Origin of the sequence: Listeria farberi (genome assembly GCF_014229295.1) — a bacterium.
Lineage (GTDB): Bacteria > Bacillota > Bacilli > Lactobacillales > Listeriaceae > Listeria > Listeria farberi.
In genome coordinates, this window is sequence record NZ_JAARZL010000002.1 from 232,946 (window position 1) to 246,261 (window position 13,316).

A 13,316-nucleotide genomic window follows, 5' to 3' on the forward strand; every position below is an offset into this window, starting at 1 on the left:
TAAGCACGAAGGAGTCGTTGTTATGAAAAAAATTATATTACTATTAGCACTGTTTACCATAGTTCTCACTCTAGGGGCATGTGGCGATAATAAAAAAGAAACAGAAGAGAAAACAAAGCAAACCGAAAAGGAGAGTGCGACCTTTTTAAATATAATTTCCACGAAAGACTTTAAACAAAAAATGGCTGACAAAACAACTGGTTTGGTTTATGTTGGGCGTCCAACATGCGAAGACTGCCAAGCATTCCAACCTATTTTGAAGAAAGAACTTGAAAAAAGACAACCAAATCAAAAAATGGCTTATTATAATACAGATAAAGCATCCGAAAAGAGCCGTGATGATATGGTTGCGCTTTTAAAAAAGATGGATATTGATTCCGTTCCAACAATGGTATATTTAAAAGATGGAAAGGTTGCATCTACTTATGCTGCAACAGATGAACCAGCGAAGTTGACTAAATGGATGAATAAAGTGAGCGGAGAGGTTTCAGAGTAAACCTCTCTTCAATTTACATACTTTAAGTAAGCATCTATTTATGTTATTATACATATGGTAGCAAAGAATGGATGATACCTTTACTGGATCATACTAACGCTACTTACAAAAATTTGTTTTTTTGCCTTGATTAATTCATTTAACAGGGACGAAAAGGAGCTAAGAAAATGAAAAAACCAGTAGACTTTTTTGCTATGAAGGAAAATGGAGAAAAAATCACGATGATTACCGCTTACGATTATCCTTCTGCTAAGAATGTAGAACAAGCAGAAGCCGACATGATTTTAGTTGGTGATTCACTTGGAATGGTAGTATTAGGCTACGATTCAACTGTACCAGTAACAATGACTGATATGATTCATCACACGAAAGCGGTGAAACGAGGGGCGCCAGATACTTTTGTTGTAACGGATATGCCTTTTATGACTTATCACGGTTCAGTGGATGAAACTATTCAAAACGCGCGCAAGATTATTCAAGAAAGTGGCGCTCATGCAGTAAAATTAGAAGGCGCAGGAGAAGTTGTTAACAAAATTGCTCGTTTGACAGAGGCCGGTGCACCAGTTGTCGCTCACCTTGGCTTAACGCCACAAAGTGTAGGCTTAACAGGAAGCTACAAAGTTCGCGCAAAATCAGTTCAAGAAGCGCAAGAGTTGATTGATAATGCGTTAGCTGTTGAAGCAGCTGGAGCTATTGCCCTCGTACTTGAAGCGATTCCTCGTCAGCTAGCTGAAAAAGTATCTAAGGCACTTACTATTCCAACTATTGGTATTGGAGCAGGTTTAGAAACAGATGGTCAAGTTCTTGTATACCATGACATTATCGGTTACGGTATCAATCGTCGAGCAAAATTTGTGAAAGCTTATGCCGATATTGACGAAACTATCGAACCAGCACTTAAAAACTATGTGAATGACGTAAAAGAACTAGCGTTTCCAGAAGTGAAACATAGCTTTACAATGGCAGAAGAAGACTTAAAAGGCCTTTATGGAAGGGAATAGCCAATGTTAATCATTCGAAATAGACAAGCACTTAAAGAGGCAATTTTAAAACAAAAAAAAGCGAATAAAACAATTGGTTTCGTGCCAACAATGGGTTTTTTACATGAAGGGCACATGACGCTTGTAAGCCATGCAAAAAAAGAGACGGATTTTATCGTTATGAGCGTGTTTGTTAATCCAACCCAGTTTGGTCCCAACGAAGACTTTGACGCATATCCACGCGATGAAGCACATGATGCAAAGCTTGCTGAGGCTGGTGGTGTCGATATTTTATTTGTGCCGACAGTTGAGGAAATCTATCCAACTGATTTAGCAACGAAATTGCACGTCATTAAACGTGTTTCCGTACTTGATGGTGCTGACAGGGAAGGCCATTTTGACGGTGTAGTTACAGTTTTAACGAAGCTATTTCATTTAGTAAATCCAGATAATGCTTATTTTGGTCAAAAAGACGCTCAACAAGTAGCAGTAGTTTCTGGTCTTGTAGAAGATTACTTTTTCCCGGTGAATTTGCGAATCATTCCTACAGTTAGAGAGGCTGATGGACTTGCGAAGAGCTCGCGAAATGTCTACCTCACAGAAACCGAACGTAAAGAAGCGCCAGTAATTCACGCTGCTTTACAACTTGGTCGGCAATTAATTGAATCTGGCGAGACAGATGAAGCGAAAATAGTACAAGTTATGACAGACAAAATTAATGAGCAAACATCTCATGAGAAAATCGCCTACCTAGCGTTATATTCTTATCCTGAATTTACTCCAGTGAAAGACTGGGCCAAAGGGATAATTATAGCTGCGGCAGTAAAATATTCGAAAGCTCGTTTAATCGATAATGAATTAATAAATGTGAAGAGGCGGTAAAAAATGTTTAGAACAATGATGAATGGCAAAATTCACCGAGCGACTGTAACAGAAGCCAATCTGAATTATGTAGGAAGTATTACGATTGATTCTGCTATTTTAGAAGCGGTGGATATGCTTCCAAATGAAAAAGTTCAAATTGTAAATAATAATAATGGTGCGAGAATAGAAACCTATATTATCCCAGGTGAGCCTGGTAGTGGTGTGATTTGTTTAAACGGAGCTGCTGCAAGACATGTTCAAGTTGGTGATGTAGTCATTATCATGAGTTATGGGATGTTTACAGCGGAAGAAGCTAAAACGCATGAACCCAAAATTGTGGTATTAGACGAAAAAAATCATATTGAAATGATTCTTCCAGAAGAAAAAGCGCATACGACTTTATAATCAGTTCGGGGAGCTTGAGCGGATTTCTGCTCAAGCTACTCGTTTGTTTGAATCGTTATTTTTGAATAAAAGCAGTGAAGGAAAGAGGTGGAGAAAATGAAACAGAAGCGTTATATTGTCGTTGATTTAGAAACAACTGGGAACCAAGCCTCGCGAGAAGATCGTATTATTCAGTTCGCTGCATGTTTTGTCGAATCAGGAAAACGACTGGAAACATACTCCACTTTTTTAAATCCAGAAAAGCCTATTCCTGCTTTTATTCAAGAGTTAACGGGAATTTCTCCAAAAGATGTTAAAAATGCGCCACTATTTGAAGATGTTGCCCCGATTATCGCTACTCTATTAGAAGATACTATTTTCGTAGCGCATAATGTCTCGTTTGATTGGACTTTTTTAGAACGAGAAATGACACGTGCTGGAATTTCATTAGGCAAAATGAAAAAGCTAGATACTGTTGAACTCTCACGTATTATGTATCCTGGGATTGATAGTTATAAATTACAAGATTTGTCAGATGAATTTGGTCTAGGACATGATAAACCACACCGCGCAGATAGTGATGCAGAAGTTACAGCGGACTTACTTTTACTACTCTTAAATAAACTTGAAAATTTACCACTTCCGATTATTCGACAAATGGCCACTATTTCAGGGAGCCTAAAAAGTTACTTACCAGAACTTTTATTTGAAATAGAGATGAAAAAAGAACGCGAAAATAAACCACTTGATCCAGCTTTTATCGAACACCGTGGATTGGTGATTCGAAAAAAAGAAGTCAAAAAACCAATGTATAGTCGAGCAGATTTGCTTGAATTTCCTGAGACTGCTGATGCAAAGATGGCATTGTTTAAAAAAGCAGGGGCCCCACTTTATGCAAGAAGTGGCCAGTTTGAAATGATGAATCTAGTTTTCCAAGCTATGAAATCAGGGAAACATGCGTTAATTGAGGCTGGAACAGGTATTGGTAAGTCATTGGGCTACTTTTTGCCAGCTATTTATCAAGCGAAACAAGCTGAATTACCTGTTGTAATAAGTACATATACGAATCTACTTCAAGCACAATTGTTTGAAAAAGATGTGCCCCTTTTGACAAAATTAACTGGTTTTGAAGTGAAAGCGAGTTTACTCAAAGGTCGGGATCACTATTTGAACTTATTTAAATTCGAACAATTGCTTCGAGAAGTTGATCCGCAATATGATGTGGTTGTAACCAAACTAAAACTACTTGTATGGCTAACTGAAACTACAACCGGTGATATTGATGAAGTAAATTTATCAAGTGGTGGAGAACTATTTTGGAATCGAATGAAGCATACTGGTTGGTTTTTATCAGAGAAGCATGATCCGTGGTTACTATATGATTTTTATAAATTTAACATCGAACAAGCTAAAAATGCTGATTTAGTTATTGTGAATCACGCACTTCTTTTGAGTGACCATTTTTCTGGGAGACAGACATTACCCAAATATGCGTTTGCGGTCATTGATGAGGCGCATCATTTTGCTGATAGTGCTAGAACACAAGGTAGTTTTATCCTTTCCTACCGTAAACTAAAATATTTTTTAAATCAGCTTGGTTCACTAGAAAAATATTCTTTACTCACAAGGCTCGCAATGGCTTTTCCAGAAGCAGATAGTTTATATGACTTAGATATTGCTGCGATGAAGTTAGGCGAGGCAGTAGAAGAATTTTTTACACTCCTAAAAATGCAACTAAAATATGCGCGTAAAAACTTACAAGAAGTTGTTTTAGTTGAAAATAGCGAAAAAGACGCTTGGAATGACGCGATATATTATGCAGCTGAAAAAGTACTTCGCTTACTTCAAGAATCTGAAAAAAATATGGAAACTTTACTCGAGCAAGGTAAACAAGAAGAAAATGAATTAGGGGAAGCCGAGAGCGCTTTTTTAGAAGAAATGTATGCCTTTTTACTTGATTGGAAAAACATCGTGAAACAATTAGAGCAAATGCTTCACAAAAAATCCCCTATTCTAACTATCTATTTGCAAGCAGATAAAAACCATTCTATCTCAAGTATCCGTCTGAAAGCGGTACTTATGGAAGTCGAACCAACGCTTGGTAAAGAATTTTTCGCCAAAAAAGAAAGTGTCATTATGACTTCAGCAACGCTTACTGTAAATGGGAAATTTGACTATTTGCGAAAGAGTATTGGGTTAGAAAAGGAACAGCTAGTTGAAAAACGCATTCCATCACCATTTGATTATAAAGAAAATGCGCGTGTGATGATACCTGATGATATGCCACCAATTAAAGATACACCCATTGAACGTTATACGGCAGAACTTGCTAAATATATTCGGCATATAGCTGTGAAGACAAATGGGCGGATGTTAGTTCTTTTTACAGCCTCAGAAATGTTACAAAAAACATATTATCATATGAAAAATGAGAAATCATTAGAAGAATATGTAGTTCTCGCGCAAGGTGTTTCAGCGGGAAGTGCCGCCCGTTTAACCAAGCAATTCCAAATGTTTGATAAAGCTATTTTACTTGGAACAACGAGTTTTTGGGAAGGGATAGACATTCCAGGAGAAGATTTATCATGTTTAGTAATTGTAAGGCTTCCGTTTGCACCAATGGATGATCCTTATACGAAAGCACAAATTGCCCTTCGAAAAGAGCGCGGTGAAAATGCGTTCCAAACGTATTCCTTACCAGAAGCTGTTTTGCGATTTAAACAAGGATTTGGTCGGTTAATTAGGCGAGAATCAGATCGTGGAATTGTTTTCGTTTTTGATAACCGCGTGGACACAACAAGATTTGGTAAAGCCTTTTTAGAATCTATTCCTAGTGCACCAATTTTAAAAGGAAACCAAGCCGATTTACTGAAAGAAGTAAGTGAATTCTTTAAGGAAGGTTAAATTTTTCCTAATATGACTTCAAATCTATGGCTGCTATTGCTATAATGTATCTATGCGAAAATGAAAATGCATATCACCGGGCATAATTCCGGTAATTTAGAAATAGAAATGAGCGAGATTACTTTGCGAAATAGAAAACCTAAACGTAAGATTGGCAAATGGATAGCGATTATTCTCGGCATAATTATTGTGCTTATCGTGGCGGCTTTTCTGTACTTTAGATATGCAGAAAAACCCGTAACCAACGCAGAAAAAGAAGCTTTAGATCGAATAAGTGGCCAAGTTGATTTGAAGACCACGGATAAATTTTATTTATACAATGGTCCAAAAGAAGTTTATTATGTACTTACTGGCAAAAACAGTAAGAATAAGAAAATCATTGTCTGGGTTCCAAAGAAAAAATCCGACAAAGTATATGTTAAATTCGCATCTGATGGGATTACAGAAAGTCAGGCACACGACAAAGTAGTAAAAGAAAAAAATCCAGCAAAAATTTTACATGTCACTCTAGGCATGGAAAAAGAAACACCTATTTGGGAAGTTGCCTACTTAGATAAGAATGACAAGCTAAACTATTTTGATATTAACTTTGAAACAGGTGAATGGTACAGAGAAATTGAGAACTTGTAATTAAACTAGAGGAGGGAATAACATGGACTTACCGTTATCAAAACGTGTCAAAGGAGTTGCCCCGTCGCCAACACTCGCGATTACGGCAAAAGCAAAACAAATGAAACAAGAAGGAATTGATGTTATCGGATTAGGCGCTGGGGAACCAGATTTTAATACCCCGCAAAATATTATCGATGCAGCTACCGAGTCCATGAATAAGGGATTCACAAAATATACTCCTTCAAGCGGAATACTCGAACTTAAACAAGCAATTGTGGATAAGCTCAAAAAAGACCAGTCATTAACCTATGAAACTAATCAGGTTTTTGTAGGTACAGGGGCAAAACATGTATTATATTCTGCGTTTCAAACGATTTTGGATCCTGGCGATGAAGTCATTATTCCCGTTCCATACTGGGTTACTTACCCAGAACAAGTAAAATTAGCTGGTGGAGTTCCGGTATTTGTCGAAACTGGCTTTGATGCAGATTTCAAAATATCAGCAACTGATTTTGAACAAGCTATCACCAAAAAAACAAAAGCAATTGTGTTGAATTCTCCCAATAACCCATCTGGCATGTGCTATACAAAAGATGAATTAGTAGCAATTGGAGCAGTTGCTGAGAAACATCAGATTTACATTTTATCGGATGAAATCTACGAAAAATTATACTATGGAAATAAAGCAGACTTAGTTTCTATCGCTAGTCTGAGTGATCGTTTATATGATTTGACGATCGTCATTAACGGCGTGTCTAAAGCATATTCTATGACTGGATGGCGTATTGGTTACGCAGCCGCAAATAAAGAAATCATCGCTGGTATGAGTAAGCTTGCAGACCATTTAACAAGCAATCCCACTGTTAATTCGCAGTATGCAGCGCTGGAAGCTTATGTGGGTAGTCAAGAAGTTCCAGAAAAAATGTACAAAGCTTTTGAAGAGAGAATGGAACGCTTTTATCCAGAACTAAGTAGCATTCCAGGGTTTAAACCGAAAAAACCAGATGGCGCTTTTTATTTCTTTATTGAAGTAAAAGAAGCGGCACATAAAAAAGGTTTTCAGGATGTAGATGCTTTTGTAGCAGCTCTTTTAGAAGAAGCGAAAGTCGCAGTCATTCCAGGCTCAGGATTCGGAATGCCAGATTATATACGCCTTTCTTATGCAACAAATCCAGACTTATTCCAAGAAGCTATAAATCGAATCAAAAGTTTTATGAAATAGGGAGTGTAGACAAGTGAAAATTACAATCAATCAAGCATCCGAATTTGTCGGAAAAGAAGTAACAATTGGAGCATGGCTTGCGAATAAGCGTTCAAGTGGAAAAATTGCTTTCTTACAATTACGTGATGGAACAGGATTTATGCAAGGCGTTGTCGTAAAAGCAGAAGTAGGCGATGATATTTTTGCTACTGCCAAAGCTTTAACACAAGAAACAAGTTTATATGTCACGGGTACAATTAATGAAGATACTCGTTCACCATTTGGTTACGAAATGGCTGTATCTGGGGTTGAAGTAATTAGCGAATCACATGATTACCCGATTACACCGAAAGAACATGGTACTGAATTTTTAATGGATCACCGTCATTTATGGTTACGTTCTAATCGCCAACACGCTATCATGAAAATTCGTAATGAAATTATCCGCGCTAGTTATGAATTTTTCAATAAAGAAGGATTCTTAAAAATCGATCCACCTATCTTAACTGGTAGTGCACCTGAAGGAACAACAGAACTGTTTCACACGAAATATTTTGATGAAGATGCTTTTTTATCTCAAAGTGGTCAATTATACATGGAAGCAGCAGCAATGGCTTTCGGGAAAGTATTCTCATTCGGTCCAACTTTCCGCGCTGAGAAATCAAAAACACGCCGTCATTTAATTGAGTTCTGGATGATTGAACCAGAAATGGCATTTTACAAATTAGAAGATAGTTTACAAGTACAAGAAAACTATGTGGCTTTCCTTGTAAAAGCGGTACTTGATAACTGTCGCTTAGAACTTGATCGCCTTGGACGTGACGTTAGTCATTTAGAAAAAATGGTTGCTCCGTTCCCGCGTATTACTTATACAGAAGCAATCGAACGTTTACATGAATTAGGCTTTGATGATATTGTGTGGGGAGACGACTTTGGGGCACCACATGAAACAGCGATTGCGGATAGCTTCGAAAAACCAGTCTTTATTACACATTATCCAAAAGCAATTAAACCATTTTATATGCCAGAAGATCCGGAAAATGATCAAGTGGTTTTATGCGCTGATATGATTGCTCCAGAAGGTTACGGAGAAATTATTGGTGGATCTGAACGTATTCATGATTTAGAGACACTACAAGCTAGAATGAAAGATTTCGATTTAGACCAAGAAGCATACAGCTGGTATCTTGATTTAGCTCGTTACGGCTCGGTACCGCATTCTGGTTTTGGACTTGGTTTAGAACGTACAGTAGCTTGGATTTCCGGAACAGAACATGTTCGCGAAACAATTCCATTCCCACGTTTACTTAACCGTTTATATCCTTAAAAAAAGTGAAGCCATTTAATGGCTTCACTTTTTTTATCTTTTTATAAAAACAGTTTTTCCACTTGATTTAGTGATTTTATCATTACTTTTATATTTTTCCCTTGAAAACCATGTTATAATTTGAGGGTGAGGTGTTTAAAATGGATTATAAAATGCTTGGAAAATGGATGGCTGAAGGACAAGTAACTTTGCCGCAAGTTTTAGTGAAAAACTATGCAGTGCTTGGCTTAAATGAAAGCGAACTAGTACTTTTACTTCAAATACAATCATTTGCAGCAGAAGCAGAATTTTTTCCTTCGATGGAGATGTTAACAGATAGAACAACGCTTCGACTGGAAGATACTATTAAAACAATGGATTCACTCCTAAAAAAAGGCGTGATTGCTATTGAACAAAGCAAGGATAATTCGCTAATGATTTCGGAACAATACAATTTAGAGCCGCTATGGTGTAAATTAGCCGCGTTATATGAAAATATGGAAGCAGATATTAGACAAGACCAAGAAGTTGAACAACAAACGAATTTATACAGTTTATTTGAAGCAGAATTTGGCAGACCGCTTTCACCAATGGAAGCAGAAATGTTATCTGCATGGGTGGACCAAGACCGAACAAGTCCTGATTTAATTAAAGAAGCCCTTAAGGAAGCAGTTATTTCACAAAAATTAAATTTTCGCTATATTGATAGGATATTGCTTAATTGGTCTAAACAAGGTGTCAAAACAACAGAAGACGCTAAAAGAGTAGCGGAAGAATTTCACCAAAACGGGCGAGCTAACCAAACGATGAATAAAAGCGAAGTCAAAAAAAGTGCAGGGTCTATACCATTATACGACTGGCTCGAAAAAAGAAAAGGGTGACGTAAACAAATTGTTATCAAATAAACAAACTGTATTATGCATAGAAGAAATGGCGAAAATGTTTCCAGCAGCACATTGTGAACTAATCCATAAAAATACGTTTGAATTACTAGTTGCAGTTGTGTTATCCGCGCAGTGTACAGATGTTTTAGTCAATCGTGTAACAGCTTCACTTTTTGAAAAATATCACCGACCAGAAGATTATTTAGCCGTACCATTAGAGGAATTAATGGACGATATACGTTCGATAGGTTTGTACCGAAATAAAGCAAAAAATATTCAAGGGTTATCTGATAAAATACTTACTGAATTTAATGGAGAAGTCCCACGCACTCATGCTGAACTGGAAAGCTTACCCGGTGTTGGCAGAAAAACCGCCAATGTTGTTTTATCTGTTGGTTTTGGTATCCCAGCGATTGCAGTCGATACACATGTAGAGCGGATTAGTAAACGTCTTGGCATTTGTAGGTGGAAAGACTCTGTTGTAGAAGTAGAAGAAACACTCAAACGAAAACTACCAAAAGAACTATGGTCTGACGCGCATCATTATATGATTTTTTTTGGAAGATACCATTGTAAAGCAAAAAACCCAGAATGTCCGACATGCCCTTTACTGTATCTATGCAGAGAAGGAAAGAAGCAAGCGAAAGTGAGGGGATTTGATGGCTGAATTTAAGTATGCAATGGAATTATCTCATCCAGATTTTCCAGCACCTGATGTGATAGCAGAAGAGTATGATCCGGAATCAATTTATGTGAGTGGCTTACCTTTTTGGCAAGAACAACAATTTTTTACAAAGGGCGGGGGCGTTATCCCGTGGAAACATGAAACAGATAGAGCTTGTCGAAAATTAGCTAAACATATGACCAATTTAGCTGAAAGTATGGAAGCTGATTTAAAGACGCATAAAAAGCCATCTCCAGTTACTGTTAGAGATGCATTAGGAATATTTTTATCCATTTTGTTCTGGAGTAATCATCGACCTGTTCAACTTAATAATTTAATGGAACAAGTGAAAACACTTGAAATGAAGCCACTTAATTTAGATGAGCGATTGGAATATGTTTTGAATCGAGGAAATACTTTTTTAGGTTTTCGCCAATTAAATGAATTAATGTTAGAGCAGCGTAAATTAATTGCTAAGAAATAAAAAAAGAGAAGACGAATTTTCGTCTTCTCTTTTTGTGTTATTTATTAATCGGGTGCCTGTTCAGCTGGAACTTTGACAGTAGTGGAAGCAGCAGGACTCTTCTTGCCATCTTTTACGGCGACAACATTGATAGAAATTGTATCACCTGGATTACCACCACTTACAGAGACGGAGGTTGAAGAGACAGTAGTCGTGCTACCATTAACTGTTACCTCGTAGGTTGCACCATCTACTGGAGACCAAGAAGCGTTAATCTGTTTCGAATTTGCGTCATAACTTGCTCTTAAGCCGGTAGGGGCAGTAAGATTTTTGGCTTCTTCTTCTTTTTTCTTTTTCTCTTCTTCAGCCTTTTTCTTTGCTTCTTCCTCAGCTTTTTTCTCTGCATCTGTTTTTTTCTTGTTCTCTTCTTCAGCTTTTTTCTTAGCTGCTTCTTCTTTTTTCTTCTTCTCGTCTTCTGGAGTAGAAGCTGTTTTTGTTGGGGCAGTTCCAGCTAAAAATAATTCATAGCTTACTTTGTCACTTGATGTACCAGATGCAGCACGAGCGATTGGGTTACTACCTTTTAGAATTGGAACAGAAACGACATTGCTTGGCATTTTGAAGTCTGCTGTAGTTTTCCCAGCAGATGCATGAGCCATTAATTTACTAAACATATATTGTGCAATTTTTTGCTCGCTTGCGGAAACATATTTTTTCTTATCATCATAACCAGTCCATACAGCAATTGAATAGTTTGTTGTATAACCAGCAAACCATGAATCACGAGCAGCCCCACTAGGATAGTAATACTTCGAAGTGAATTCTGGTGGAATATTCGTTGTACCTGTTTTACCAGCAGCAGGGACACCAGGCACGGCTGCTGAAGTACCTGTTCCGATAGAAAGAACGTCTTTTAGAACATCCGATACCATATAAGCTGTAGATTCTTTCATTGCTACTGTACTGTTTGGTTCTGTGTCAATTTCAGTTTCCCCATCTGATAAAACAATCTTGGTAATTGTATGAGGGGTATTGTAAATTCCTTTATTACCGAATGCGGCATAAGCACCTGCCATTTGCATTGGGTTGGAACTATTAGCCCCAATGGCATTAGATTCTACATTTTGACCTTCATCATAAGTAATACCAAGTTTGTTTACAAATTGTTCGGATTTTTCTAGCCCAACAGCTTGAAGCGTTTTTAGGGCAGGAATATTACGAGATTGATAAAGTGCTTGTCTTACAGAAATTGGTCCCTTGTAACCGAAATCCCAGTTGTTGATAGGAGTTCCGCCTGTATACGTATAAGGTTCATCTTCTAAAATATGAGCTGTAGACCAGTCTAAATATTCAAAAGCTGGGCCATAATCGGCAATTGGTTTCATGGTGGAACCTACAGAACGTTTAACCTGAGTAGCATAGTTATAACCACGAGTAACTTTTTGGTTACGTCCGCCACCAATTGCTTGAACACGGCCAGTTTTTGTATCTTGTAGAACAATTCCGGCCTGCATTTCATCATCAGTGAAGTTAATGATTTCATTAGTATTCAACATTTTTTCTGTATATTCTTGTGCATCGCGGTCAAGTGCAGTATGAATTGTTAAACCATCACGATAAACATCGTATTCTTTCGGAATTTCACTTAAAACTTGTGTTACATAAGCATCGTATTTGTAAATTTTATCTTCACGATCTTTTTTAGAGCGAAGTCCGGTAGCAACAGGTGTTTTTTGTGCAGCAGTCATCTCATCTTTAGTGATTTTATCATGAGTATACATATTAGTTAAAACTTGATCACGACGTTTTTTTGCAGCTTCTGGATGATCGTATGGGTTATAATTATTCGGACTTTGTGGCATACCTGCAAGAAGCGCTGTCTGAGCTAAAGTAAGATCTTTGAGACTCTTACCGAAATAATGCTCTGAAGCTGTTTGCATCCCGTGAACACGGTCAGACATATAGACTTTATTGACATAGATTTCAAGGATGTCATTTTTGCTATATTTTTCCTCTAATTGAAGTGCAAGCCATGCTTCTTGTGCTTTTCGCGCGAGTGTTTTATTGGTGTAATCAAGATAGGACATTTTGATGATTTGTTGGGAAAGTGTACTTGCACCTTCTGCACCAAATCCGTCTTTAACATTAGCGATTACAGCCCCACCTAGTCGAATAGGATCAATCCCGTCATGTTCGTAAAAACGCGAATCTTCAGTTGTAAGAATTGCATTTTTAAGTGTTTCCGGTATATCTTTGTATTCAATATATTCCCGCCGTTCGGTTCCAATTTCTGCGAAAACCTTCCCATCCTTATCAAGTAACTTGGATGAAAGGGGATCTCGTAGCTTGGAGTCGGTCAGTTTTGGTGCGTCTTTTGCATAACCGTAAAAGACAGTGGCACCAGCCGCAACACCAAAGAAAGCTAAAAATAACCCGAGAAAGAAAATAGTTTTGAAAATATTTACTGCAACTCTTTTTCCTCGTTTTGGTGGATTCTTTTTAGAATTTCCATTTTGCTTGCTGCGATACTGAGATCTTGTCTGCGGTTTATCTGCCAT

General features: G+C 37.5%; 11 protein-coding genes and 1 pseudogene. 11 read left to right on the forward strand and 1 reads right to left on the reverse strand.

What is annotated here, in order from left to right:
- Positions 1 to 22 precede the first annotated feature (22 nt).
- The 11 genes and pseudogenes from HCB38_RS08745 to HCB38_RS08795 all read left to right on the forward strand — a co-directional run bounded on the left by HCB38_RS08745 (position 23) and on the right by HCB38_RS08795 (position 10,779).
- The gene (locus tag HCB38_RS08745) at positions 23 to 496 is read left to right on the forward strand and encodes a thioredoxin family protein (protein ID WP_185618383.1); all 474 of its coding nucleotides are present in this window, start codon (positions 23 to 25) and stop codon (positions 494 to 496) included.
- A gap of 167 nt (positions 497 to 663) precedes the next feature.
- On the forward strand, positions 664 to 1,497 hold the full coding sequence (gene panB / locus HCB38_RS08750; RefSeq protein ID WP_185607883.1) for a 3-methyl-2-oxobutanoate hydroxymethyltransferase: 834 nt from the start codon (positions 664 to 666) through the stop codon (positions 1,495 to 1,497).
- Between the two features lie 3 nt (positions 1,498 to 1,500).
- Positions 1,501 to 2,358 carry a pantoate--beta-alanine ligase gene (panC, locus tag HCB38_RS08755; RefSeq protein WP_185638258.1) on the forward strand — a complete coding sequence of 286 codons (858 nt, stop codon included), beginning with the start codon at positions 1,501 to 1,503 and terminating at the stop codon, positions 2,356 to 2,358.
- A 3-nt stretch (positions 2,359 to 2,361) separates the two neighbouring features.
- Complete coding sequence (gene panD / locus HCB38_RS08760) at positions 2,362 to 2,745, forward strand: aspartate 1-decarboxylase (RefSeq protein ID WP_003728013.1); 384 nt, start codon at positions 2,362 to 2,364, stop codon at positions 2,743 to 2,745.
- Between the two features lie 96 nt (positions 2,746 to 2,841).
- Positions 2,842 to 5,628 carry an ATP-dependent DNA helicase DinG, 3'-5' exoribonuclease type gene (locus tag HCB38_RS08765; protein ID WP_185638260.1) on the forward strand — a complete coding sequence of 929 codons (2,787 nt, stop codon included), beginning with the start codon at positions 2,842 to 2,844 and terminating at the stop codon, positions 5,626 to 5,628.
- 44 nt (positions 5,629 to 5,672) lie between these two features.
- Positions 5,673 to 6,258, forward strand: a pseudogene (locus HCB38_RS08770) (cell wall elongation regulator TseB-like domain-containing protein).
- A 22-nt stretch (positions 6,259 to 6,280) separates the two neighbouring features.
- Positions 6,281 to 7,462 carry a pyridoxal phosphate-dependent aminotransferase gene (locus HCB38_RS08775; protein WP_185638262.1) on the forward strand — a complete coding sequence of 394 codons (1,182 nt, stop codon included), beginning with the start codon at positions 6,281 to 6,283 and terminating at the stop codon, positions 7,460 to 7,462.
- Positions 7,463 to 7,475: 13 nt separating this feature from the next.
- Positions 7,476 to 8,768 (forward strand): asparagine--tRNA ligase, encoded by a 1,293-nt coding sequence (gene asnS / locus HCB38_RS08780; protein WP_185319105.1) that lies wholly within the window; start codon positions 7,476 to 7,478, stop codon positions 8,766 to 8,768.
- A 140-nt stretch (positions 8,769 to 8,908) separates the two neighbouring features.
- A complete protein-coding gene (locus HCB38_RS08785; protein ID WP_185638264.1) occupies positions 8,909 to 9,628 on the forward strand; it encodes a DnaD domain-containing protein in 720 nt (239 codons plus the stop codon).
- 10 nt (positions 9,629 to 9,638) lie between these two features.
- Positions 9,639 to 10,298, forward strand: a complete 660-nt coding sequence (gene nth / locus HCB38_RS08790) for an endonuclease III (RefSeq protein ID WP_185638266.1) — start codon at positions 9,639 to 9,641, stop codon at positions 10,296 to 10,298.
- Positions 10,291 to 10,779, forward strand: a complete 489-nt coding sequence (locus tag HCB38_RS08795; protein WP_185319102.1) for a YpoC family protein — start codon at positions 10,291 to 10,293, stop codon at positions 10,777 to 10,779. The genes nth and HCB38_RS08795 overlap by 8 nt, the downstream gene beginning before the upstream one ends.
- Before the next feature lie 44 nt (positions 10,780 to 10,823).
- On the opposite strand, the gene HCB38_RS08800 is transcribed toward HCB38_RS08795, so the two are convergent.
- The gene (locus HCB38_RS08800) at positions 10,824 to 13,316 is read right to left on the reverse strand and encodes a penicillin-binding protein 1A (RefSeq protein ID WP_185319101.1); all 2,493 of its coding nucleotides are present in this window, start codon (positions 13,314 to 13,316) and stop codon (positions 10,824 to 10,826) included.